23 protein-coding genes are annotated in these 21,907 nt (G+C 67.5%); 11 read left to right on the plus strand and 12 right to left on the minus strand.

The features are described 5' to 3' along the window. The first annotated feature begins 5 nt into the window (after positions 1 to 5). Complete coding sequence (locus tag ABGI63_RS13080; protein ID WP_349742810.1) at positions 6 to 1,085, plus strand: PepSY-associated TM helix domain-containing protein; 1,080 nt, start codon at positions 6 to 8, stop codon at positions 1,083 to 1,085. A 35-nt stretch (positions 1,086 to 1,120) separates the two neighbouring features. Here the strand turns inward: ABGI63_RS13080 and ABGI63_RS13085 are convergent, their stop codons facing one another. The 5 genes from ABGI63_RS13085 to ABGI63_RS13105 form a co-directional block, all read right to left on the minus strand. Beyond that, positions 1,121 to 2,440, minus strand: coding sequence for a type II toxin-antitoxin system HipA family toxin (locus ABGI63_RS13085; protein ID WP_349742811.1), 1,320 nt, complete (start codon positions 2,438 to 2,440; stop codon positions 1,121 to 1,123). Then, entirely contained in the window at positions 2,437 to 2,736 is a 300-nt protein-coding gene (locus ABGI63_RS13090) for a helix-turn-helix domain-containing protein (protein ID WP_349742812.1), read from the minus strand. The genes ABGI63_RS13085 and ABGI63_RS13090 overlap by 4 nt, the downstream gene beginning before the upstream one ends. A 296-nt stretch (positions 2,737 to 3,032) precedes the next feature. Next, the gene (locus tag ABGI63_RS13095) at positions 3,033 to 3,761 is read right to left on the minus strand and encodes a type 1 glutamine amidotransferase (RefSeq protein WP_349742813.1); all 729 of its coding nucleotides are present in this window, start codon (positions 3,759 to 3,761) and stop codon (positions 3,033 to 3,035) included. A 126-nt stretch (positions 3,762 to 3,887) separates the two neighbouring features. Next, on the minus strand, positions 3,888 to 4,904 hold the full coding sequence (locus ABGI63_RS13100; protein ID WP_349742814.1) for a choice-of-anchor A family protein: 1,017 nt from the start codon (positions 4,902 to 4,904) through the stop codon (positions 3,888 to 3,890). Positions 4,905 to 5,069: 165 nt separating this feature from the next. Beyond that, on the minus strand, positions 5,070 to 7,778 hold the full coding sequence (locus ABGI63_RS13105; RefSeq protein ID WP_349742815.1) for a TonB-dependent receptor plug domain-containing protein: 2,709 nt from the start codon (positions 7,776 to 7,778) through the stop codon (positions 5,070 to 5,072). A gap of 411 nt (positions 7,779 to 8,189) precedes the next feature. On the opposite strand from ABGI63_RS13105, the gene ABGI63_RS13110 reads away from it, so the two are divergent. Both ABGI63_RS13110 and ABGI63_RS13115 read left to right on the plus strand, forming a co-directional pair. Then, a complete protein-coding gene (locus ABGI63_RS13110; protein WP_349742816.1) occupies positions 8,190 to 8,597 on the plus strand; it encodes a GreA/GreB family elongation factor in 408 nt (135 codons plus the stop codon). Positions 8,598 to 8,689: 92 nt separating this feature from the next. Further along, positions 8,690 to 9,583 (plus strand): universal stress protein, encoded by an 894-nt coding sequence (locus ABGI63_RS13115; protein WP_349742817.1) that lies wholly within the window; start codon positions 8,690 to 8,692, stop codon positions 9,581 to 9,583. Here ABGI63_RS13115 and ABGI63_RS13120 read toward each other — a convergent pair whose 3' ends face one another. The 3 genes from ABGI63_RS13120 to hemP form a co-directional block, all read right to left on the minus strand. Then, positions 9,584 to 10,585 carry a choice-of-anchor A family protein gene (locus tag ABGI63_RS13120; RefSeq protein ID WP_349742818.1) on the minus strand — a complete coding sequence of 334 codons (1,002 nt, stop codon included), beginning with the start codon at positions 10,583 to 10,585 and terminating at the stop codon, positions 9,584 to 9,586. Between the two features lie 140 nt (positions 10,586 to 10,725). Beyond that, positions 10,726 to 11,982: a DUF2325 domain-containing protein gene (locus ABGI63_RS13125; RefSeq protein WP_349742819.1), complete on the minus strand. Its 1,257-nt coding sequence runs from the start codon at positions 11,980 to 11,982 to the stop codon at positions 10,726 to 10,728. Between the two features lie 45 nt (positions 11,983 to 12,027). Then, a complete protein-coding gene (gene hemP / locus ABGI63_RS13130) occupies positions 12,028 to 12,243 on the minus strand; it encodes a hemin uptake protein HemP (protein WP_137942998.1) in 216 nt (71 codons plus the stop codon). 180 nt (positions 12,244 to 12,423) lie between these two features. On the opposite strand from hemP, the gene bfr reads away from it, so the two are divergent. Together bfr and ABGI63_RS13140 are read left to right on the plus strand one after the other, a co-directional pair. Continuing rightward, positions 12,424 to 12,894, plus strand: a complete 471-nt coding sequence (bfr, locus tag ABGI63_RS13135; protein ID WP_137942997.1) for a bacterioferritin — start codon at positions 12,424 to 12,426, stop codon at positions 12,892 to 12,894. A gap of 128 nt (positions 12,895 to 13,022) precedes the next feature. Further along, positions 13,023 to 13,256, plus strand: a complete 234-nt coding sequence (locus tag ABGI63_RS13140; RefSeq protein WP_262971083.1) for a (2Fe-2S)-binding protein — start codon at positions 13,023 to 13,025, stop codon at positions 13,254 to 13,256. 23 nt (positions 13,257 to 13,279) lie between these two features. On the opposite strand, the gene ABGI63_RS13145 is transcribed toward ABGI63_RS13140, so the two are convergent. After that, positions 13,280 to 14,191: a LysR family transcriptional regulator gene (locus ABGI63_RS13145; protein ID WP_349742820.1), complete on the minus strand. Its 912-nt coding sequence runs from the start codon at positions 14,189 to 14,191 to the stop codon at positions 13,280 to 13,282. A 98-nt stretch (positions 14,192 to 14,289) separates the two neighbouring features. On the opposite strand from ABGI63_RS13145, the gene ABGI63_RS13150 reads away from it, so the two are divergent. Genes ABGI63_RS13150 through ABGI63_RS13170 form a run of 5 tightly spaced genes read left to right on the plus strand, consistent with a single transcriptional unit; the run spans position 14,290 to position 18,717 of the window. Next, on the plus strand, positions 14,290 to 15,261 hold the full coding sequence (locus tag ABGI63_RS13150; RefSeq protein WP_349742821.1) for a tripartite tricarboxylate transporter substrate binding protein: 972 nt from the start codon (positions 14,290 to 14,292) through the stop codon (positions 15,259 to 15,261). 7 nt (positions 15,262 to 15,268) lie between these two features. Next, positions 15,269 to 16,165 carry an alpha/beta fold hydrolase gene (locus ABGI63_RS13155; protein WP_349742822.1) on the plus strand — a complete coding sequence of 299 codons (897 nt, stop codon included), beginning with the start codon at positions 15,269 to 15,271 and terminating at the stop codon, positions 16,163 to 16,165. 3 nt (positions 16,166 to 16,168) lie between these two features. Further along, positions 16,169 to 17,572 carry a 3-isopropylmalate dehydratase large subunit gene (gene leuC / locus ABGI63_RS13160; RefSeq protein WP_349742823.1) on the plus strand — a complete coding sequence of 468 codons (1,404 nt, stop codon included), beginning with the start codon at positions 16,169 to 16,171 and terminating at the stop codon, positions 17,570 to 17,572. Continuing rightward, positions 17,565 to 18,197, plus strand: coding sequence for a 3-isopropylmalate dehydratase small subunit (gene leuD / locus ABGI63_RS13165; protein WP_349742824.1), 633 nt, complete (start codon positions 17,565 to 17,567; stop codon positions 18,195 to 18,197). Before leuC ends, leuD begins: the two co-directional genes overlap by 8 nt. Positions 18,198 to 18,231: 34 nt before the next feature. Next, entirely contained in the window at positions 18,232 to 18,717 is a 486-nt protein-coding gene (locus tag ABGI63_RS13170) for a DUF6265 family protein (protein WP_349742825.1), read from the plus strand. Between the two features lie 15 nt (positions 18,718 to 18,732). Here the strand turns inward: ABGI63_RS13170 and ureG are convergent, their stop codons facing one another. The 3 genes from ureG to ABGI63_RS13185 form a co-directional block, all read right to left on the minus strand. Beyond that, positions 18,733 to 19,380, minus strand: a complete 648-nt coding sequence (gene ureG / locus ABGI63_RS13175) for an urease accessory protein UreG (protein ID WP_349742826.1) — start codon at positions 19,378 to 19,380, stop codon at positions 18,733 to 18,735. A 133-nt stretch (positions 19,381 to 19,513) separates the two neighbouring features. Continuing rightward, a complete protein-coding gene (locus tag ABGI63_RS13180; RefSeq protein ID WP_349742827.1) occupies positions 19,514 to 19,852 on the minus strand; it encodes a hypothetical protein in 339 nt (112 codons plus the stop codon). A gap of 86 nt (positions 19,853 to 19,938) precedes the next feature. Further along, the gene (locus ABGI63_RS13185; protein WP_349742828.1) at positions 19,939 to 20,835 is read right to left on the minus strand and encodes a LysR family transcriptional regulator; all 897 of its coding nucleotides are present in this window, start codon (positions 20,833 to 20,835) and stop codon (positions 19,939 to 19,941) included. A 98-nt stretch (positions 20,836 to 20,933) separates the two neighbouring features. On the opposite strand from ABGI63_RS13185, the gene ABGI63_RS13190 reads away from it, so the two are divergent. Then, entirely contained in the window at positions 20,934 to 21,902 is a 969-nt protein-coding gene (locus ABGI63_RS13190) for a Bug family tripartite tricarboxylate transporter substrate binding protein (protein WP_349742829.1), read from the plus strand. Positions 21,903 to 21,907 lie beyond the last annotated feature (5 nt).

A 21,907-nucleotide genomic window follows, 5' to 3' on the forward strand; every position in this document is an offset into this window, starting at 1 on the left:
TCCCGATGGCTTTCGTGCTGAGGGCGCGCCGCGCCTGGATGTGGCTGCACCGCTGGATCGGGCTGACCCTGGGCCTGCTGCTGGCGCTGGCCGCCTTGCTGGGCGCGGCGCTGACGGTGCTGCGCCCGCTGGACCAGGTCGTGCACCCTGAGCTGTTCCGGGCGACCACGCAGGGCGAGCCGGCGGCGCTGGAGCCGCTGCGCCAGCGCCTGAGCGCCGAATTCGGCCCGCAGACGAGCCTGACGCTGCGCCCGCCGCGCGAGGCCGGCGAGTCGCTGCACGTGGTGCTGAGGAGCCCGCAATGGGCCGGTACGGTCTATGTGGACCCGGCCAGCGGCCGCGAGCTGGGCCGGCGCGGCGAGGCCGAGGGCGCGGCCAACTTCATCTTCGAGCTGCACAGCGAGCTGCTGCTGGGCGATACCGGCAAGGCCATCCTGGCCGGCGTCTCGCTGTCCTACCTGGCCCTGCTGCTGACCGGGGTGGTGCTGTGGTGGCCGACGAACGCGGCGGCCTGGCGCCACGCCTTCGCGCTGAAGCTGGGCAAGGGCACGACGCGCGCGCTGTTCGACCTGCACCGCTCTAGCGGCGTCGTGATCGGTCTGCTGATCGCGGTCTCGGTAGCCAGCGGGGCCTGGATGGCCTGGCGGCCGATGGCCGTCTGGGTCAGCAGCCTGGCCGGCGAGACGCCACCCAAGCCGCCCAAGGTTGGCAAGGCCGAGGGGCCGCAGCTGACGCTGGACCAGATCGTCGCGCGAGCCCAGGCGCGCTGGCCCGAGGGCATGGTCGGCTATGTGCAGCTGGGCGCGGCGGAGAACCGGCCGGTGCGCGTGCGGCTGAAGCTGCCGGACGATCCGCATCCCAACGGTCTGTCCTCGGTCTGGCTGCATCCGGTCGACGGCCGCATCCTGGCCCAGCAGCGCTGGAACCAGCTCGACCTGGGCGGGCGCAGCACCGCCTGGATCTACCCGCTGCATGCCGGCACCCTGGGCGGGCCGCTGCACGAGGTGGCCACCGGCCTGGTGGGCCTCACGCTGTTCAGCCTGGGCTTCAGCGGTGCCTGGCTGTGGTGGCGCCGGCGCCGCTAGGCTGTCAGGCGAGTCCGTTGTGGTCGTGGCTGCGATTAGCGCCCCAGCAGTGGCGAGCGGCCAAGCTTCTCGGGCTTCGTGGGGCTGATGGGCTCGGGGTCAGAGAATTTGGCCGCCGCTATGGGCTTGTCCAGCGACGGCAGGCTCCATGTTTTCTGAAGACGCAGGCTGTTCATCCCGTCGTTCCAGGCATGCAGCATGCGCTTGCCCGTCTCGTAAAACGCGGGGTACTGCGCCGTGGCGGCGACCACCTGAGGCGTGACCTGCACGATGGCCTCGCAGATGCGCTCCACGCGGTCCAGCGTTTGCGCCGGCATCACGTTGCATCTCGTCTGCAGAAACCGCTCCAGGGCCTTGCCAGGCATCCAGGTGCTGCGCCCATCGACGGGCATGCCCGGTGGATTCTTCGCGTAGTCGTCGTAGACCGTGATGGTCAGCATGTCGTAGACGGGCGCCAGCTCGATGTGGTCGCGGGAGCTGTAGAGCAGGGCGATGTTTTTCGTGTGGCAGTCGGCATTGCGCAGCGCGTAGGTCAGCAGCAGCAGGTCGGCGAGACGCGAGAGCGCCGCGTTCTGCTGCTCGGCCTGAGGCGTGACGTCCTTGATACGCCCGACAACGCGCTCCCACGTCGACTCGTACTTCTGCTCGGGCCGCAGCGTGAGCAAGCTGCACAGGTCTTCCATGCCCTTGCGGGTCGTGCCGTCGGCCTCGAAGTCGAAGCGATGCACCACCAGGGCTTGTCCGTCGTCGGAGACCTCGGTCGTCGCCGTCGGAAACCCGGCCTGGCGCGACACTTCCATGCACAGGTGTTCGTTGAGGGCCACGCCGGGCAGCCGAGCGGTCGTGCCTTTGACGATGTAGCGCTCGGTGGCCAGGGTGCCCTTGCCGTGCTCGCCGAGTGTGTTCGGCGAGAGGAACTTCGGAACGACGCCGGACACGCCAGACGCCGCGTGACGGCGCACCAGGTCAACAAAGGCCTCTTCCGAGTTGTCGCCCCGCAGGATGCCGTTCAGGTCAAAGGGCACCGGCGGCTGCGTTGGGTCCGCACCTGGTGTGGCCACCTTGACCCGCCCGATGGCATTGCGCCCGACGACGGAGAGCAGGTTCAGTGGCGATGCGCCGACGTGCGGTCCCAGTTGCTCTTGCAGGATGGAGAGCAGAAAGCCCTCGGGCAGGTTCATCCGGAACAGCGGATGCAGTTCCGGATAGGCGTAGGACTCCGTGCGCACGGGCATGAGCAGGGAGACGAACTGCTCCGGCTGGACGTCCGGGTGGTAGGTCATCACATGCCGGAAGCCGTCCGTCGACTCCAGTGTGGCGACAGCTTGGTTGTGGACGTAGACGTGCAGCTTCATCGCTGGGTGCGTCCCGAGGCGTTGGCCTCAGTCGTTTCCTGCGCCTGACGCTGCCGTTCCGCCAGGGCATCGTCCAGGGTGAAGCTGCTGCTCTTTGGCGTGAACGACAGCTCGTGGCCCAGGACCTCCAGCAGGCGAAGCAGCTTGCGCGAGCCGAACTCCGCGACGCCGCCCGTCTCAAAGCGGGCCAGGGTCGACTGACCGAGGCCGCAAAGAGCCGCGAGCTGCTTCTGGGTCATCCCGTGTTCCTGCCTCAGCTGCGCCACAGCTCGGCCGAGGGAATAAAGGCTGTCCATATGCTGTATGTGCTATCGCGGTAGTGGCATGAAGCGCTCTCACCACCGGGCGACAACGCTTCTTGTATGCCTGACTATAGCAAATAAGGCATTTTTTGCTGCTAACGACATGGCGATTGATTGCTGTATTTGCTATGCGAAGTCGACGAAAGTCCGCTGATTACAGCTTGCAGATACGCTCTTCCTTACTCTGAGTGATAGCAAATACGGCATCGCTCATGGCGACGGTGCAACAGAGCATAGTCTTGGCATGCGCCTCGTCGTCGAATGCGTGGGCCAGCGAATCGGCCCAGGCCTCACCAGCCGCCATGCAGCTGCACCAGGGTCGGGCGGCTCAGGCCTGTGGCCCATTGCTGGTAGACGCCGCGCGCCACCCGGTGCAGCTCGGCGGTGCGCTCGCGCAGGCCCTGCAGCATCTGCGCCTCGGTCTGCACGGCCGGGCCGTGGGCCAGGGTCAGTTCTTGCCGGGATTCTTCGCACCAGGCGCGCACGCTGGCCTCGGTGACCTCCAGATGGGACTGGAAGCCCAGATGCTTGCCATGGGCGAAGCCCTTGTTCAGGCCATGCATGCCGAACAGCGTGCGGGCGGCGCCGCGCGGGATCTCGAAGCTGTCGTAATGCCAGTTGAACAGCGTGGCATGGCTCGCGCCACCGAATAGCGTGCGCGCCGCCGGCGTCACCGCCAGCCGGCTCCAGCCGATATGGGGCCAGGCATTGCGGTGCACCTGGGCACCCATCGCGCGGGCCAGCAACTGGCCGCCGAAGCAATGGCCCAGCACGGGCACATCGCGGCTCAGCGCCGCCTGCAGCAGCGCGATCTCCTGAGCTATCCAGGGCAGGTCTTCATTGGCGCTGTGGTTGCTGCCCAGCACCACCAGGCCGCTGTGGTCGCTGGCCCGCAGGGGCAAGTCCTGACCCTGGGCAGGATGGAAGATCTGGAAGGGGATGTCCTGCTGCTGCAGAAAGTCCAGCAGGTAGCCGGGGCCTTGGCTGGCCTCGTGCTGGAGGATGGCGACTGGGCGCATGGGCCGGGCCGGCACCGTGGCCGACCTGTTGTTGCGAGGCCTTCAGTCTCCCGGCCCGCAGCTCAAGAAATCGCCCAGCTTTTGCACTGCAGTGTCAAGACGCCATCAAGACTGCGGCCACCTGATTCAGCGCTTGCGGCGCGCCGCCACGAAGCCGATCACGCCCAGGCCGGCCAGCAGCATCGCCGTGCTGCCGGGCTCGGGCACGGCCGAGATCGCGCCGGCAAAGGCGGCGTCGTTGATCTGCACCGAGCCGCTCCAGCTCTGCGCGATCACCTGGCCATTGATCACGCCGGAGCCGGCCGTGAACTTGGCCAGCGGCGCGAGGAAGGAGGCGGTGACGCCGCCGCTGAAGCTGACCGTCTGCGCGTCGACCAGATTGAACAGCACGCGGCCACTGTCGAAGCCGGTGTAGCCGTGGTTGCCGAAGTCGACCTTGCTGCCGTGCACATTGATGATCACGGTTGCATTGCTGCCCAGATTGCTGAGCTCCAGGTTCTTGCCGACATCGGCGGCATTCAGGTCGAACACGGCCAGCCCGGCGCCTTGGCCGTTCAGCACCATATTGCCCCAGACATTGGCAACGCTGCCGCTGTTGGCAAAGCCGTCGAGCTGCTGCGAGAAGCTGCTCAGCCGCGCCTGCTCGGCCGCGAAATCGATGCCCAGCTTTACCGCGCTGCCGGCCGCGGCCTTCTGCGGCAGCGGGTTCTGCCATTGCTGCACGCCGGTGGCGCTGCCGCCGTAAGTGATGCTGTCGGCCGTCAACCAGGCCTTGTTGGCGTTCAGATTGCCGCCCACCCGCACATCACCGATGAAGCTGGCGCCGCTTTGCGTGCTCAGATTGCCGCCGACCACGGTATCGCCCCACAGCTGGCCGCCGCTGAACTGCAGATGGCCGCCGACCGCCAGGCCTATGCCTTCGTACAGCGCGCCCGAGCCCTTGGTGTTGATCGAGTAGCTGCCCAGCTTGGCATTGCCGCCGACCGCGACGCGGCCCTCGACATCGCTGGAGCTGGCGGTGAAGTTGTCGAACACCAGCAGGTTCAGGCCCTTGTCCAGACCCAGCGCATTCGGCGCCGCCTGGGCCAGCGAGCTCGCCAGCAGGGTGGCGGCGAGGGCGGAGAACGGGGTCGAGCGGCGCATGCGTGAGATCCTGTCTTGAAGGGGTGCGCGCATTCTTCTGGCATGAAAGCCCCGCGTAAACCCTGATTCCGGGTGTCGCGGCGCCGTACCGTGCGCTAACTCACGCTTTGCCCGAGAAAGTCCGCCCCCTGGATGCGCGCAGCGCTTCCAGGGGGCGGGCTTGTCTCAACCGCCGAAGCGGTGCTCGAACTCGATCCAGCCCTGACGCCCGTGCGGGCTGTAGCGGCTCGTCGGGTAGAAGGGCCAGCCGCCGCCCTTGTCCAGCGGCACGCTGCCTGCCACATTGTTGAGGATCAGCGAGAGCTTGCTGTTCTCGTTGAACTCGTAGCCGCCGCTGATATTGAACAAGGCCTTGGGCTTGATCCAGCCTTTGTCGCCATCGGGGATCTTGCCGTTGCGGGTCGCGGTCAGCGTGCTGGACCAGGGGCCGAGGTTCCAGCTCAGGCTGGCGACCAGCTTCTCGGGCCAGTCGTCGAAGTCGCGCGTGCCGACCTGGTTGCTGGCGGCGTCGCCGGCGAACTGGCGGTAGACATAGCTTTGCACCTTGGTGTACTTCACGCGGCTCTGGAACTGGCCGAGGCTGACGGTCTGCCAGCTGTAGCGACCGGCGATGTCGAAGCCGCGGGTGCTTTTCTGCGCCGCATTGATCGGGTTGACCAGGATGTCGCGCACCTCGCCGGGCCGGACCACCGCATTGGCTGGATTGCGGCGCACGCGCCGGATCGCATCCACGCAGGTCGGGCTGCCGATGTCCTTGGCGCCCAGGCGGCAGTCGGCCTCGTCGCGCAGCAAGGTGTCGGAACTCAGATTGGTGACCAGGTCATCGATATGGATCTTCCAGAAGTCCAGCGAGGCATCGAACTGCGTGCTGGGCGACCAGACCAGGCCCAGGCCCTGGCTGCGGCCGTTCTCGGACTTCAAATCCGAGCTGCCATTGCTGATGTAGTTGAAGCCCGGCGAGATATTGCGGAAGCTGCAGGTGGCCAGGGGCTGGCCGCTCAGGCCGCAGGCGTAGTAGTCGGTCGAGGAACTGTAGTAGCCCTTGGACTCGGCGGTGTAGATGTAGTTCATGTCCGGCGCGCGGAAGCTGGTCGCGTGGTTGGCGCGCAGCAGCAGCTCGGCGTTGGGGCGGAACTCCAGCCCGCCCTGGTAGGTGAATTTGTCGTCGCTCTTGCCGGCAAAGCGGTAGTCGTCGTAGCGGCCCGCGACGGTGGCGGTGAGCTGCCGGGTCAGCGGCGCCTGCAGCTCCAGCCCCAGCGCGGTGCGTTGGCGCGTGCCCTTGACCAGGGCCGACTCGGTGGTGTTGTAGAACACGCCCTGGCCCAGGCGCGGATCAGCGCGGTTGCTGAAGCCCTGGCTGCCAATCTCCGCCAGCGCGGCCATCTGCACCGGGCCGGCCGGCAACTTGAACAGCTCGCGGTTGACGTTCAGGCTCAGGCCGTGGGTCCAGGCCTTGCTATGGCCCTCGCTGCTGCCGCTGAGCTTGTCGTACTCGGCCGGCGTCAGCGCGGTGAACAGTCGCTTGGGATCGGGCGCGTAGATCGGCACGCCCTTGGCGTCCACGCCTTGCTGCTTGCCCAGGAAGAACTCGTCGATGTTGGCTAGCAAGCGCGGCACCGGCGTCTTGCTGCGGTAGACCGAGGCGTTGTAGCTCAGCTCATAGCCCCAGTCGCCGAGCTCGCCGCGCGCGCCGAGGGCCAGATTGCCCGAGCCGTCGCGCCATTCGCGGTTGAAGCGATCAACGCCGCCCAACTCCTCGGGCGCGATACGCCGGGTCCAGGTCTCCAGATTGCCAGTCACTGCATTGCGGAAGTAGCCAGTGGAGGCGGCCAGCGAGGTCCAGCTGGGGCCGCGGGTGTTGTTCTCGGTGCGGTTCAGGCCCAGCAGCGCTTCGGCGAACAGCTCGGTCCTGTCATCGAGCTGCCAGCTCAGCAGGCTGGCGGCGTTGAGGCTGCGGTTGCCGGTCTGGGTGGTCCAGTAGTTGGCGCCGGCGCGACCGCTGGCGCAGAAGCTGCCGGTCTTGCTGTCCCAGCGCCGGGTGCTGCCGGAGAACAGGCCGCCCAGGGCCTCGCAGGTGCCGGCGCCCGGATCGATGTAGTTGCTGCCGGCGTTGCGCCGGCCGAACACGACGGCGGGCGCGGCGCCCTGCAAGGTGCTGTCGGACATGAAGCTGCGCTGGCGCGCCCAGATCGGCTGGCGGCTGCTCAGCTCCAGGCCCCAGATGCCGCTGACCGCGCCGCTGGCCACATTGCCGGTCAGCTGCAGCCGGGCGTTCTCGCCGCCGCCGTCCTCGGTGCCGCCGGCCTTCAGGTTCAGGCGCAGGCCGTCGGTCTGCTTCTTCAGGATGATGTTGACGACGCCGGCGATCGCGTCGGAGCCGTAGACGGCCGATGCGCCGCCATGCAGGATCTCGATGCGGTCGATCAGGGCCGAGGGGATGTTGGCCAGGTCGACGAAGTTGACCGAGCCGCTGTAGGCGGTCGGGTAGTCGGCGACGCGGCGGCCGTTGATCAGCGTCAGCGTGTGGTTGGGGCCCAGGCCGCGCAGGCTGATCGCATTGGCGGCCGGCGTGAAGGTGTTGCCGAAGTCGGCGCCCTGGACGAAGCCGGTGTTCTCGGTCAGCGAGTTGAGGGCGTCGAAGACATTCTTGTAGCCGTGGCGGGACAGGTCCTCGGACTTGATCACGGTGACCGGGTTGGCGCTCTCGGCCTTGGCGCGCAGGATGCGCGAGCCGGTGACCTGCACGGTGGGGGCGGACTGGATGTCGCTGCGGGTTGCAGCACTATCGGCAGTGGCAGCGGTGGCGGGCAGGGCATAGGCCAGCAGAATGGCCAGCGCCAGCGGTGCGGGTCGGCAAACAGGGAGGTACGACATGGAGGCTCGGATATTGGGGTCAGGTCTTGCCCGCAAGCGTGGTGCGGCTTGTGGCCGATCGGCTTCGGGAGCGAGCTGCGCAGCGTAAGCAAGCCGGCCCGCTGGTCCAAGGAAGAAGCGCGCATATGGTTAAGCGTGTCTGCCGGCCTACAATGCCTTCATGTCTGCACCGGTCTTTGCTACCCGCTTCGCTGCCCAGCGCGCCGCTCTCGCGACGCCGCTGCAGTCGTGCGCCTGCCGAGCACAGGCGGCCGCTGCGCAGCATGCCCAGCCGGCCGCACCCCTCTAAGCCCGGCGATCCGCCACCCCTCCTCACTTTTCGCGCACCATCGATCGCCGGGCCTCTGCCCAGCGCGTCGGCGCGCGCCGCTCTTTTCAAAGCGGCGCGCTTGCCTTCGATCGGAGTGCCCCATGCACACACCAAACACCGGCAGGCCCGAGCGCCTGCTCACGGCCCTGGATCACCGCCGCCTCAGCAAGCTGCTCGAGGCTCAAGCCCATGAGACGCTGCAGGCGCTGCTCGACGGCGCCGATCTGGTGGACTCCCGCCAGGTGCCGCCCAATGTGGTCACGATGTACTCGCAGGTGGAGATCGTCGGCGTCCAGACCGGGCGGCGTCACCGCCTGACCCTGTGCTACCCGCATGACGCGGAGCCCAGCGTCGGCTTTGTCTCGGTGCTGTCGCCGGTGGGCATGGGCTTGCTGGGCCTGCCGGTGGGATCGCTGGCGCGCTGGCAGACACCCAATCGCGACGAGGCCGCGGCCGAGATCGACGCCATCCTGTTCCAGCCCGAAGCCACCGGCGACTACACGCTCTAGACCGATCCGGCGCCGCATCGCCGTTGCCGCCCGCTCGCGCCTTTGGCGAGCGGTTGGCCCCTCGGCGTGGCGCCTTCACTCAGGACACCGAGATGCACTGCAAGAGAATTCTGACCCTTTGCGATTTTTCAGCGAGCGGCAACCGTGCGATGGAGCGTGCTGCCTTGCTGGCCGCCGAACAGGCTGCCGAGCTGTGGGTGGTTTGTAGGCCGCTGTCGCGCGAGCACGGCCCGCCCGATGCGCATGATCGCCTGGAGCGCATTGCCCGCCAGCTGGCGCAGCGCCATGGCCTGCGGGTGCGCACCGAGATGGCCGTACGGCAGCCGGACCCGGTGGCGCTGTCGCACCGTGCCGATCTGCTGGTGCTGGGCTACCGGCGCGAACCCTGGCTGATGCGCTGGCTCTACGGCCACAGTCTGGCGCGCATGGCGGACCGCAGCGCTTGTCCGCTGCTGGTGGTCAAGCGCCAGCCGCAGCGCGCCTACCGGCGCCTGATGGTGGCGCTGGACCTGGCTGAGGCCGGGTCCGAACTGCCCGACATCAGCTGCAGCCTGGCACCGCAGGCCCATATCGAGCTGTTCCATGTGCTCGGCAGTTTCAATGAAGTGGCTTTGCGCGGCACCGATTCGCGGCATCCGCTGATCGATGCCTACCGACGCGAGCTGCGCAGCCGTGCCCAGCAGCGCTTGCTGCAGATCAGCGATTCGCTGGATGGCCGTCGCAATCGTGTGCTGGCCACACTCGGGCGCGGTGATATCGCCAGCCAACTGCTGGTTCACCAGCAGCGCAACGGCGCCGAGCTGATGGTGCTGGGCGGGGCCGGGCCGCGCAGCTGGCTGGGCGGTTTGCCGGGCTTACGCGGGCGTCTGCTGGCCGAAGCCGGCTGCGATCTGTTGCTGATGCCGCCTGGTGGCGGGCAAGAAAAAACCGCAGGCCACGCACTGGCGCGGCTGCGGTCTTGGTGTCAGGACCTGGCGAGGTCTTGATCAGGCGTGGCGGCGACGGCGTGCGATGAAGCCCATCGCGGCCAGACCCGCCAGCATCAGCGCATAGCTCTCGGGTTCGGGCACCGGCGAGGTCGGGATGAAGGGCTCGTGGCCGATCTCGAAGGCCTGCGACACCGACTGGCCGATCACCGTGCCTTCGACATGGCCCTGGCCCAGGAAGTTGGCCTTCGGGGCCAGGATGCTGCCCTCGATGAAGGTGTTGACGGCGATATTGCTGGCGTTCTCGAAGTTGAACAGCACACGGCCGCGCAGATCGTCGAACAGGCCCAGGAAGGCGCCGGTGAAACTCACGTCACCAGCATTGCGCACATTGATCACGACCCAGGAGTCGGCCGCGACATTGCCGAGTTCCAGCGTGCCAATGCTTTGCTTGCCTTCCCAGTTCAGCTTGGCGTTCAGATCGAAGACCTCGACCACACCGGAGCGGCCGCTGCCGGTCAGCGTGGTGTCGGACCAGGGGGCGGCGACCGTGCCGGTGGCGGCCTGCTGACCCAGCTGGCCCGCCAGGGCGCCGAGCTGGTTCTTGGCCTGGGCGAAGTCGATCACGCCGGCTTGCTGGCGCAGATCCATGCCCTGGGTCTTGCCGCTGAGCGTGCCGCCATAAACGCCGTAGCCCGGGGCCTTCTCGTATTCGGTGATCGGGCCGACCGTGGCATTGGTGTCCACCGGGGTCTTGGGGCCGTTGAAGATGCCGCCGTTGGCGTTGAAATGGGCGTTGCCACCGACCACCAGGCTGGGGCCGGTCGAGCCGTGGGGCGCGCGATAGCCGATCGAGCCATTGCCGCTGAAGTTGCCGCCGACGGCCAGCCGGCCCTCGACATCGTTCTGGGCCTTCACATCACCGAAGAAGAAACCGCTGTAGCCCTGGGCCACGCCGAAATCGATGACCGGCAGGGCTTGTGCCGCCTGCACCATCAGACCTGCCATCAGGGTAATAACCAGTTTGATACCAGTCTTGGGGGCTGTTCTCTGCAAGTTCATTCCTCATCCTCCGCTATGGGTGTTGTGTAGGTTGGCTGCCTTGTGGGCAGGCAACGAGCGGATTCTTCCCCGGGGGCATCCCCGGGTCTACCCCTTGCTTAAGTGGTATCTATCTGGTTTGTGATCTATGCACGGGCGATTCAGGCTTCGGTCGGCTTCTCGCTCAGGTGGCCCAGGGCCCGCTGCAGGCTGGAAGCGCTGGGTTTGTCGACGAAGACGCAGCGCTTGCCGTGGCGCTTGCAATGGTCCTTGACCCGCCAGTAGGCGTCGTGGCTGATGCAGCCGGTCTGGCAGATCACCAGATCGGCGGCTGCCAGGCTGGCATCCAGCTTGGCGACGGCGTCTTCCTCGCCGCCGTCATGATGCAGAAAGCGCCCGCCGGTGCGCTCGATCAGCTGGCGGTAGATCGGCACCACGGCCTGACGACCGCCGACGCAGAGCACCGCGCGCTCGCTCAGCTCGGGCAGGGCCAGTTCAGGCTCGGGGGCCGGCTGCGGGGCGCGTGCCAGCTCCAGCATCTGCCGGGTTTCCTCGACGCGGCGGCGCTCGCGCTCGACCTGCTGCTGGGCCGCCAGCAGCGCGCGCTCCAGCTCGTGGATGCGGCCCTGTTGCAGACGGATCTGGTCCGCCTGCTCCTGGCGGTTGCGCAGGCCCGGCACGGCGGCCTCCAGGCGTTGCAAGTCCTCGCGCAGACCGGCCATCGCCGTGTCGCGGCCCAGCAGCTCGCCGCGCAGGCGCAGCTGCTCGGACTGCAGGCGCTCGATCTGGCCGGTGCGTTCGGCCAGCAGCCGGCTGCTGCGCGACTGGGCCTGGGCGAGCTCGCGGCCCAGGATCTGGTTCTCGTCGAGCAGGGCCTCCAGGCGCTGCAGATCGGCGCGGTTGGCGGCGCCGACCTGGTGCTGCAGCATATGGATGTCGCGCAGCACCTGCTCCTGCAGGCCGGCGTCGCAGCGCGCATGGGTCAGCGTCGCCCACAGGCTGCCGGCCACATCGTTGCTGAGCTGGGCGGCGGCCCACCAGCGCGTCAAGGCCTCGGTGCTCTTGTGCTGGGCGGACTGGCGCAGCGCGATCGCGTAGCGCTGGTCCAGCTCGCGCTGCAAGGTCTCGGCCACGGCCGAGCGCGAGCCGCATTCATTGATGGCGCCGCAGTGCAGGTCGTAGTCGCTGGCGACCGTGCTGCCGCCCAGACTTTTGTCGATGCGCCGGCGCAGCACCGGCATCGGCAGGCAGACCCCGATCACCGGGCACAGCGCCTGCGATGGCAGCTCCCAGAGGCGGCGCCGGCGTGAGCCGCGCATCAGGGGCTGGGCGCTGTCACCGACCGGCGCGGGCAGGGCGCCCGCGACCGTGGGCTCATCGCTCAGCAGGCGGGAGAAGACATTGGGCTTGTCGCACATCGACGGGGTCCTCGTGGCCAGCGGGCGCAGCCGCCGCCCGGTTGCTTACTTGGTCAGGATCAGCTTGCCTAGCGAGGTCAGGCGCAGGCGGTAGAGCTGGCCGCCATGCTCGATCTCGACCTCGCGCTCATTGCCCAGCAAGGCCTGGCTGCTGAGCCGTCGCCGGTCCGGCACACCGGCCGCAGCCAGGGAGGGCAGAACCGGCAGGCCGGGCTCGTGCGCCACAGCGGGGCGCGGCAGGGTTTGGATGGATGGGTTCATGTGCTGCATCTTAAATGCGAACTATTCGCAATAGCAACAGGAATGATGAGGTCGCACTGCAAATAGTCAAATTGCGTCTGAGAACGCTTCGTATGCAGAGCGCGAGCTCACGGGTTTGCGCAGCGGGCTTGGCCGTCAGCAAGCACAATGCTCGCCAGATTCAATAAGAGGAGAAATGCCATGAAAGGCGATGCCAAGGTTCTGGACTACCTGAATGCCCAGTTGAAGAATGAGCTGACCGCGATCAACCAGTATTTCCTGCATGCCCGCATGCTCAAGAGCTGGGGCTACGAGCGCCTGGCCAAGCATGAGTACGAGGAGTCGATCGAGGAGATGAAGCATGCCGATCGCCTGATCGATCGCATCCTGACGATCGAGGGCCTGCCCAATCTGCAGGACCTGGGCAAGCTCTTCATCGGCGAGACCGCCGTCGAGACCCTGCACTGCGATCTGAAGATCGAGGTGGGCTCGCATGGCCTGCTGAAGGAAGCCATCGCCTATTGCGAATCGGTACGCGACTATGTGTCGCGCGAGCTGCTGGAAGACATCCTCAGCGACACCGAGGAGCATATCGATCATCTGGAAACCCAGATCGAGCTGGTGGCCCAGGTCGGCGAGCAGAACTGGCTGCAGACCCAGATGACGTCCTGAGCGTTTCCGAGCAATCCCGGCCGCCGGCTGGGGTTATTGATGCGAACATGATTGAGAAGGGTTCGCATTTGCGCTAGAGTTCGGGGCAAGCCGGCGTGGTGCCGGTCCCGACCAGGCCCTAGTGCTCCATGATCGTCTGCCTCTGCCACCGAGTTTCCGACCGCGATATCCGCCGCAGCGTAGACGCAGGCATCCGCAATTTCGATGTCTTGCAGGACGAGACCCGGGTGGCCTCGGCCTGCGGCTGCTGCCATGACTGCGCCCGCGAGGTCTTCGACGCGGCGCTGGCCAAGAGCGGCTGCCCGGGGCTGTGCCATATCGATCAGGCCGAAGCGCAGCCGGTGATGCTGGTTCGTGGCTGAGGCCTGGGCCCGCTGATCAGGACCTACCAGCCGCCGTCCTCACGGCGGTGGGGTTCGAAACGCAGCAGCAGAAAATCCACCAGCGCCCGGGTCTTGGCCGACAGATGGCTGCGGGTCGGGAATACCGCATAGATATCGGCCGAGGGCAGCGACCAGTCGGCCAGCACTGGCAGCAGCGCGCCCTGGCGCAGCAGCCCGGCCACGTCCCATTGCGAGCGCAGCAAGATGCCATGGCCGTCCAGGGCCCAGGCCAGCGTTGATTCGCCGTCATTGCTGCTCAGCGGGCCACGCACCTTGATCGTCTCCTGGCGCGCGCCCTGGCTCATATGCCAGGTGCCGAAGGTCTCGTCGCGCTCGCGCAAAAAGATGCAGGCATGCTGGGCCAGTTCCCGCGGTGTTGCGGGCATACCGGCACGCTGCAGATAGGCGGGGGCTGCGCACAGCAGACGGCGGTTGCGCGCCAGCAGCCGGGCCGTCAGCCGCGCGTCGGGCAGTTCGCCGAAGCGGATCTGCATATCGAAACCCTGCTCGACCAGATTGACCGGCCGATCGCTGAGGTGCAACTGGGCCTCGACCTCGGGAAACTCGCGCGCAAACACCGACAGTGCCGGCACGATGTGGCGGCGGCCGAAGCCCAGCGTCGCGCTGACGCGCAGCAAACCCATCGGTGCGGCGCGGCTGCCGGCGACCGTGCGCTCCAGCGCGTCCAGCTCGGCCAGCACCCGGGCTCCGTCGACCAGATAGGTTTCGCCCTCGGGCGTCAGGCTGATGCGTCGCGTGGTCCGATGCAGCAGACGCACGCCCAGGCGTCGCTCCAGCGCGGCCAGACGCTTGCTGACGGCCGGTGGCGTGATGCCCAGCTGCTGGGCCGCCGCCGCCAGGCTGCCGTGCCGCATCAGAAGCGAGAAGAAGGCGAGGTCGGAGAAACCGTCCATTGATGAATCTGAAGACTTGAAGAATTGTCGAAACAGACATTATGTTGCTTCACTTCATGGATAGCATCAGTGCACAAGATCACATCTGGAGACCGTCGATGAACAAGCGCCATGTCACCCACACCCTGCTTGCCGCGCTGGGCCTGCTGGCCCTCGGTAGCGCGCAGGCGCAGAGCTATCCGGAGCGGGCAATCAAGCTGGTCGTGCCCTATGCACCGGGTGGCAGTGCCGATATCGCCGCGCGTCTGATCGCCGATGAATGGGGCAAGCAGCTGGGCGGCAGCGTCTTCATCGAAAACAAGGGCGGTGCCGGCGGCAATCTGGGCGTCGACCAGGTCGCCAAGTCGACGGCCGATGGCTACACGGTGGGCCTGCAGACCGTCTCGCTGGCGATCAATCCGGCGCTGACGGCCAAGATGCCTTACGACACCCTGAAGGACCTGGCCCCGATCGGCATGGTGGCGAGCTCCCAGCATGTGCTGGTGGTCAACCCCAAGCTGCCGGCCAAGGACATCAAGGAGTTGCTGGCCGTACTGAAGGCCCAGCCCGGCAAGCTGACCTACGGCTCGGCCGGTGCGGGCAGCACCTTCCATATGTCGGCGGAGCTGTTCAAGGCCGTGTCCGGCCTGCCCATCGTCCACATTCCCTACCGGGGCGGTGGCCCGGCCTTGACCGACACGATGGCCGGCAGCGTCGACATGAGCTTTCCGGTGCTCTCGGCCGCGCAGCAGCATGTGCAGGCCGGCAAGCTGCGTGCGCTGGGCGTGACCGGCGCCAAGCGCTCGGCCCTGATGCCGGCCGTGCCGACGATTGCCGAGGCCGGGCTGCCGAACTATGCCTTCGAAACCTGGTTCATGGTGTTCGCGCCGGCCGGCACGCCCAAGCCGGTGCTGGACAAGCTCAACAACACGCTGAACCTGGCGCTCAACAGCCCGGCGGTTCGGGAGCGCATGATCCGCGAAGGCTTCGACCCGCTGCCCGGCACGGCGGCCCAGGCCCGCACACGGCTGGAGAAGGAAATGCCGCAATGGGCCAAGCTGATCAAGGAGCGCGGCATCACCGCGGATTGAGGTCCTCATGTCAAATTCCCTGTTCCCGGGTTTCGAGTCCCGCCTGATCACTGTCGAGGACGGCGTGCAGATCCATGCCCGCCTGGGCGGCGCAGGTCCCCCTTTGCTGCTGCTGCACGGTCACCCGCAGACCCATGCGATCTGGCACAAGCTGGCGCCGGCACTGGCCCGGCATTTCACGCTGGTGCTGGCCGATCTGCGGGGCTACGGCGATTCGTCCAAGCCGGCCGGTGCGGCAGACCATGCCAACTACAGCAAGCGGGTGATGGCCCGGGATCTGGTGACGCTGATGCGCACGCTGGGCCACGAGCGTTTTGCGGTGCTGGCCCACGACCGCGGCGCGCGCGTCGCGCACCGGCTGGCGGCCGACCATGGCGAGCTGGTGCGGCGCCTGGTGCTGCTGGACATCGCCCCGACCCTGGCGATGTACGAGCAGACCCACGAGGCCTTCGCCCGCGCCTACTGGCACTGGTTCTTCCTGATCCAGCCCGCGCCGCTGCCCGAGCGTCTGATCACGGCCGATCCGGCCGCCTATCTGCGCGATGTGATGGGCGGTCGCAGCGCCGGCATGACGCCGTTCGATCCAGACGCGCTGGCCGAGTACACGCGCTGTCTGAGCCTGCCCGGCACCGCGCACGGCCTGTGCGAGGACTACCGCGCCGCTGCCGGCATCGATCTGGCGCATGACCGGGCCGACCGTGATGCCGGCCGCCGATTGGCCATGCCGTTGCTGGCGCTATGGGGTGCGCAGGGCGTGGTGCAGCGCTGCTTCAAGCCGCTCGACGAATGGCGCCGAGTCGCCGACCGGGTCAGTGGTGAGGCCTTGCCCTGCGGCCACTACATCCCCGAGGAAGCGCCGGACGCCTTGTTGGCGCGGGCGCTGCCCTTCCTGCTGGAGGCCTGAGTCATGGCGAGCACCCTGTATCGCAAGCTGATCGATTCGCACACGGTGGCGGTGCTCGATGCGCAGAACGTGCTGCTGTTCTGTGACCTGCACCTGATGAACGAATACACCAGCCCCCAGGCCTTTGCCGGCCTGCACGCGCAGGGCCGCGAGGTGCTGGTGCCGGGGCAGAACCTCGCAGTGGTCAGCCACATCATCCCGACCCACCCGGACAAGCTGCGCATCATCCGGGACCCGGCTTCGGCCTTGCAGGCCAGCAATCTGAAGCGCAACTGCGATCGCCATGCGATCCCGCTGTTCGACACCAATGATGCGCTGCAAGGCATCGAGCATGTGGTCGCGCCCGAGCACGGCATGATCCGCCCCGGCATGGTGGTGATCTGTGGCGACAGCCACACCACCACCTACGGCGCACTGGGTGCGCTGGGCTTCGGCATCGGCACCTCCGAGGTCGAGCATGTGCTGGCGACCCAGACCCTGGTCTACCGCCTGGCCGAGGACATGCGCATTCGCGTTGATGGTCGACTGCCGACGGGCACGACGGCCAAGGACCTGATACTCAAGATCATCGGCCGCATCGGTGCCCAGGGCGCGCGCGGCTATGTGGTGGAGTTCTGCGGAACGGCCATCACGGCACTGTCGGTCGAGGCGCGCTTCACCTTGTGCAATATGGCCGTGGAGGCCGGTGCGCGCGGCGCGCTGATTGCACCGGATGCGGTGGCGATCGACTATGTGCTGGCGCGTGCGCCGGACATCGGCGGCGCGCAGCGCGAGGCGGCGCTGGCGCACTGGGCTGGCTTGCACAGCGATGCCGAGGCCGTATTCGCCGTCGAACATTGTTTCGATGCCGGCGCTGTGCTGCCGCATGTCAGCTGGGGCACCAGCCCCGATCAGGTGGTGGCGATCGATGCCCGTGTGCCGTATCCCGAGGGCGCACAGCGGCGCAGCACGGAGCAGGCCTTGCGCTACACCCGGCTGCAGGCCGGCGCACCGATCGAGGGCACGGCGATACAGCATGTCTTCATCGGCTCCTGCACCAATGCCCGCATCGAGGACCTGCGGGCCGTCGCTGAAGTCGTGCGCGGCCGCCGGGTGGCGCCGGGCGTGCGGGCCATGGTGGTGCCGGGCTCCGGCGCGGTGAAGGTCCAGGCCGAGGCCGAGGGCATTGCCGCACTGCTGCAGGCGGCCGGCTTCGAATGGCGCCAGCCGGGCTGCTCGATGTGCCTGGCGATGAATGACGATGTGCTGGCCGAGGGCGTGCGCTGCGCGTCCACCACCAACCGCAATTTCGAGGGCCGCCAGGGGCGCGGCGCCATCACTCATCTGATGAGCCCGGCGATGGCCGCGGCCGCGGCGGTCACCGGTGTGATCACCGATGTACGCCGACTGGAGAGCCTGCATGTCTGAATCGACCACGATCAGCGGCCGCGCTGCGGCGCTGCGCATCGACAATCTGGACACCGACCAGATCATGCCCAAGCAGTTCCTGCGTGGCATCGACAAATCGGGCCTGGATCGCGGTCTGCTCCACGACCTGCGCTTCGACGCCCAGGGCCAGCCCCGTCGCGACTTTGTGCTGAACCGCCCCGAGCATGCCGGCACCGCCATCCTGCTGGGTGGCGCCAATTTTGGCTGCGGCTCCAGCCGCGAGCATGCGGTCTGGGGGCTGCAGCAGTTCGGCATCCGGGCGGTGATCGCGAGCAGCTTCGGCGAGATCTTCTACTCGAACGCGATGAACAACCGGCTGCTGCTGGTGATGCTGGCCGAGGCGGAAGTCGCCGCGCTGATGGCCGAAGCCGAAGCGGGCCAGGCGCTGAGCATCGACCCCGATGCGATGCGCGTGCGCTGCGCGGCGGTCGATGCCCGCTTCGAGCTCTCGCCCCGCCACCGCCGCATGTTTGTCGAGGGCCTGGATGTGATCGGGCTGTCGCTGAGCTATCGCGAGCAGATCGAGGCTTTTGCGAGATCGCATTGGGCTCGCCAGCCCTGGCTGCAGGATGTGGCGCGCGGGACGCGCGAGCGCCTGGTCTAGAGTACGGGCATCAATAGACCGCAAGGATGCTGCCATGCTGAAAACACCGCTGCTGCTCGCTTCCCTGTTGGGTTTTTTTGCTGCGCCGACCCTGGCTCAGCCGGAGCATGAGCTGCAAAAGCTGGCCTGGCTGGCCGGCTGCTGGGCGCCCGACGGGGCAGAGCCGGGTTCGGTCGAGCACTGGTTGCCGCTGGCAGGCGACACCTTGCTGGGGCTCAGCCGCACGGTCAAGCGAGGCCGCACCACTGGCCATGAGTTCATGCAGATCCGCCGCAATGCGGCGGGCCGCATCGACTTTATCGCCACCGTGGGCGAGCAAAAGCCGGTGGCCTTCGCGCTGGTCTCGCTGAGCGAGACCGAGGTGCAGTTCGAGAACCCGACGCATGACTTCCCGCAGCGGGTGGTCTATGCGCTGGAGCAGGGGATGCTGAAGGCACGCATCGAGGGGCAGACCCAGGGCCGCAGCAAGCGCATCGACTTCAGCATGCGCCGGATCCGTTGCGAGGCCGCGCCGGGCTGAGCCCGGTCCCGCTCTTCAGGACTTCAGCAAGCCCTTGGTCTCGATGAAGGCGATCACCTCGTCCAGCCCGGCGCCGGTCTTGAGATTGCTCATCACAAAAGGCCGCGAGCCGCGCATGCGTTCGGTGTCAGCCTTCATCACGTCCAAGTTGGCACCGACATAGGGGGCCAGATCGGTCTTGTTGATGACGAACAGATCGCTCTTGGTGATGCCGGGGCCGCCCTTGCGCGGGATCTTCTCGCCGGCGGCGACATCGATCACATAGATCGTCAGGTCCGACAGCTCCGGGCTGAAGGTCGCGGCGAGGTTGTCGCCGCCGGACTCGATGAAGACGATGTCGGCATCCGGGTAGAGCTTGAGCATGCGGTCCACCGCCTCGAGATTGATCGAGGCGTCCTCGCGGATTGCGGTGTGCGGGCAGCCGCCGGTCTCGACGCCCATGATGCGCTCGGGCTCCAGCGCGCCGGCCACGGTCAGCAGGCGCTGGTCTTCCTTGGTGTAGATGTCGTTGGTGACCACCACCAGGTCGTAGCGCTCGCGCAAACTCTTGCACAGCACCTCGACCAGGGTGGTCTTGCCGGAGCCGACCGGGCCGCCGACGCCGACGCGCAGCGGCGGCAGCTTCTTGCTGCGGCCGGGGATGGAATGAAGGGCAGTGCTCATGGTGGGGAGTCGCTGAGTTGGTCAATGGCTGCGGAGCATGCAAGCATAGTGCCAGCCGCGCGCCTGCGGCGCCGCTCAGACGACAAGGCCGCCCCAAGCACAGCTCGGGGCGGCCAGCAGGGACTCGCGGGGATCAGGGCTTCTTGGCGGCGGTCGTGGTGTCCGCCTTGGCCGCGGCCTCGGCCTTCACATCGGCCTTCGCGTCGGTTTTCACCTCGGCCTTGGTGTCGGCGGCCGCCGGCTTGGCGGCCTTCTTGGCCTTGTGCTTGCCCTCTGCGGCGGGCTTGGCCTCGGCCTTCACCTCGGCCTTCGCGTCCACCTTGGCGGCGACGGCGGGCGCTGCCGTGACGGCCGGTGCCGTGGTGGCCGCAGGTGCCGGCGCGGCGGTCGGAGCGGCCGCGGTTTGTGCCAATGCAACGCCGGCGGCCAAGGACAGCAGCGCGGGGATCAGGGCGGTCTTCAGAGCGTTCATCAGGATTTCTCCAGGGTTGCGAAAGGTAGTGTCTCAACGACGCCTTGCTGCGCGTCGTTGACCCTGGAGCGGGGCGTTGCAATGACTTACACCTGCCGCAGCTGCTGGGCGACGGCCTCGGTCAGCGGGCCGCGCGCCTCGCGCCGGTACAGCAGGCCGATGCTGCGCGCCAGCCCGAGCTCGGGCAAGGCGATCACACGCAGGGTCAGGTCTTGCTCCCAGCTGGCGCGGCGCAGCAGCGGCAGCAGGCTGACACCGACGCGCTGGCGCACCAGCTCGGCCAAGGCTTCGATCGAGTTGAGCTCGAGAAACTCCCGCACCGGCACATGCAGGCGGCGCAGCGCGCGCTCCAGCAGCGCGCCGGTGCGCTCGCTGCGGTCAAAGCGCAGAAAGGGCTGCTCGGCCAGCAGCTGGGCGGCGCTGCGTCGCTTGCTGTCGGCATGGGCCAGCAGCACCAGCGGTTCCTCATAGAGCGGGCTCCAGCCCAGCTGCGGCGGCAGCTTGCCGGCGCCGCGCACCAGCACGGCCGCGTCGAGCTGACCGGCCTCCACCATCTCGGCCAGGTCGCCCGATTTGGCCGATACCAGTTTGAGCTCCAGCGCCGCATGCTGCTGCTTCAGCGCCACCACCGCATGGGCCAGCGGCGCGACCGCCGAGACCACCGCGCCGATGCGGTAGGCCCCCGCCATCGGATCGGCGCGCAGGGCCGCGCCGCGCAACTCCTCGTGCAGCTGGGCGTCCAGGGCCAGCATGCGCTCGGCCCAGGGCAGCAAGGCCTGGCCGGCCGCGTTCAGCTGGGCCTTGCGGCCGCTCTGGCCGTCCTGGCCACCCCGGTCGAACAAGACCTGCTTGAACTCCTGCTCCAGATTGCGCATCTGCAGACTGACGGCCGCCTGGGTCAGTGCGACCTCGGCGGCGGCCGCCGCGAAGGAGCCGCAGCGGGCCACGGCGACAAAGCTCTTCAGGCTGCGCAGGCTGGGCATTGCAAGTACTCCTTGTGATGAAGCCAAGAATTATTAGCTTTTCTTGTCATCGCCGCCGGCACACAATCGTTGCGCCCCTAGATGATGGAGTTGCGACGATGAAGTTTCGCCACCTGGCCCTGGCCCTGGGTTTCGGTCTGATCGGCCTGAACGCGCTGGCCCAGAGCTATCCCCACCGGTCCATCCGCCTGATCGTGCCCTTTCCGGCCGGCGGCGCCACCGATCTGCTGGCGCGCGCGATCTCGCAGAAGCTCGGCAGCCAGCTGGGCCAGACCGTCGTGGTCGACAACAAGGCCGGTGCCGGCGGCAGCCTGGGCTCGACCGAGGGCGCCAAGGCCGCGCCCGATGGCTACACCCTGGTGCTGACCACCAGTTCCACCCATGCCATCGGCCCGCATCTGAACCCCAGGCTGCCCTACAAGGTCGACGAGGACTTCACGCCGGTGGCCCATGTGGCCAATGCCGCCAATGTGGTGCTGGTGCCCAACTCGCTGCCGGTCAAGGATGTGCGCGAGCTGATCGCGCTGGTCAGGAGCAAGCCGGGCCAGTACAACTACGCCTCCAGCGGCAACGGCACCATCGTTCATCTGACCAGCGAGGCCTTCAAGACGCAGGCCCATGTCTTCATCACCCATATCCCCTATCGCGGCACCGGGCTGGCGGTGCCGGACCTGGTGGTGGGCAATGTGCATCTGCTGTTCGACTCCATCGTCTCCGGCATGCCGCATGTGAAGGAAGGGCGCTTGAAGGCGCTGGCCGTCACCGGCAAGAGCCGCTCGGCGCTGGCGCCGGAGCTGCCGACGGTGGCCGAGTCGGGCCTGCCCGGTTTCGAGTCCATCACCTGGTTCGGCGTCTACGGCCCCAAGGGCTTGCCGCCGGCCGTGGTGGCCAAGCTCAACAGCGAGCTGAACATCGCGATGCAGTCGCCCGAGGTGCGCGAGCGCCTGGCCCGCCTGGGAGCCGAGCCGGTCAGCAATGCCAGCCCGGCCCAGTTCGCCGCGATGGTCAAGTCCGACAGTGAACGCTGGGGCCGACTGATTCGTGAACGCAAGATTTCTGTGGAGTGAATGTG

Origin of the sequence: Roseateles cavernae (genome assembly GCF_040187885.1) — a bacterium.
Classification (GTDB): Bacteria; Pseudomonadota; Gammaproteobacteria; order Burkholderiales; family Burkholderiaceae_C; genus Roseateles_E; species Roseateles_E cavernae.

Coding starts and splice junctions, on each gene's coding strand:
- ABGI63_RS13080 (WP_349742810.1), top strand. CDS start 6: ATGGCTTTCGTGCTGAGGGCGCGCCGCGCCTGGATGTGGCTGCACCGC.
- ABGI63_RS13085 (WP_349742811.1), bottom strand. CDS start 2,440: ATGAAGCTGCACGTCTACGTCCACAACCAAGCTGTCGCCACACTGGAG.
- ABGI63_RS13090 (WP_349742812.1), bottom strand. CDS start 2,736: ATGGACAGCCTTTATTCCCTCGGCCGAGCTGTGGCGCAGCTGAGGCAG.
- ABGI63_RS13095 (WP_349742813.1), bottom strand. CDS start 3,761: ATGCGCCCAGTCGCCATCCTCCAGCACGAGGCCAGCCAAGGCCCCGGC.
- ABGI63_RS13100 (WP_349742814.1), bottom strand. CDS start 4,904: ATGCGCCGCTCGACCCCGTTCTCCGCCCTCGCCGCCACCCTGCTGGCG.
- ABGI63_RS13105 (WP_349742815.1), bottom strand. CDS start 7,778: ATGTCGTACCTCCCTGTTTGCCGACCCGCACCGCTGGCGCTGGCCATT.
- ABGI63_RS13110 (WP_349742816.1), top strand. CDS start 8,190: ATGCACACACCAAACACCGGCAGGCCCGAGCGCCTGCTCACGGCCCTG.
- ABGI63_RS13115 (WP_349742817.1), top strand. CDS start 8,690: ATGCACTGCAAGAGAATTCTGACCCTTTGCGATTTTTCAGCGAGCGGC.
- ABGI63_RS13120 (WP_349742818.1), bottom strand. CDS start 10,585: ATGAACTTGCAGAGAACAGCCCCCAAGACTGGTATCAAACTGGTTATT.
- ABGI63_RS13125 (WP_349742819.1), bottom strand. CDS start 11,982: ATGTGCGACAAGCCCAATGTCTTCTCCCGCCTGCTGAGCGATGAGCCC.
- hemP (WP_137942998.1), bottom strand. CDS start 12,243: ATGAACCCATCCATCCAAACCCTGCCGCGCCCCGCTGTGGCGCACGAG.
- bfr (WP_137942997.1), top strand. CDS start 12,424: ATGAAAGGCGATGCCAAGGTTCTGGACTACCTGAATGCCCAGTTGAAG.
- ABGI63_RS13140 (WP_262971083.1), top strand. CDS start 13,023: ATGATCGTCTGCCTCTGCCACCGAGTTTCCGACCGCGATATCCGCCGC.
- ABGI63_RS13145 (WP_349742820.1), bottom strand. CDS start 14,191: ATGGACGGTTTCTCCGACCTCGCCTTCTTCTCGCTTCTGATGCGGCAC.
- ABGI63_RS13150 (WP_349742821.1), top strand. CDS start 14,290: ATGAACAAGCGCCATGTCACCCACACCCTGCTTGCCGCGCTGGGCCTG.
- ABGI63_RS13155 (WP_349742822.1), top strand. CDS start 15,269: ATGTCAAATTCCCTGTTCCCGGGTTTCGAGTCCCGCCTGATCACTGTC.
- leuC (WP_349742823.1), top strand. CDS start 16,169: ATGGCGAGCACCCTGTATCGCAAGCTGATCGATTCGCACACGGTGGCG.
- leuD (WP_349742824.1), top strand. CDS start 17,565: ATGTCTGAATCGACCACGATCAGCGGCCGCGCTGCGGCGCTGCGCATC.
- ABGI63_RS13170 (WP_349742825.1), top strand. CDS start 18,232: ATGCTGAAAACACCGCTGCTGCTCGCTTCCCTGTTGGGTTTTTTTGCT.
- ureG (WP_349742826.1), bottom strand. CDS start 19,380: ATGAGCACTGCCCTTCATTCCATCCCCGGCCGCAGCAAGAAGCTGCCG.
- ABGI63_RS13180 (WP_349742827.1), bottom strand. CDS start 19,852: ATGAACGCTCTGAAGACCGCCCTGATCCCCGCGCTGCTGTCCTTGGCC.
- ABGI63_RS13185 (WP_349742828.1), bottom strand. CDS start 20,835: ATGCCCAGCCTGCGCAGCCTGAAGAGCTTTGTCGCCGTGGCCCGCTGC.
- ABGI63_RS13190 (WP_349742829.1), top strand. CDS start 20,934: ATGAAGTTTCGCCACCTGGCCCTGGCCCTGGGTTTCGGTCTGATCGGC.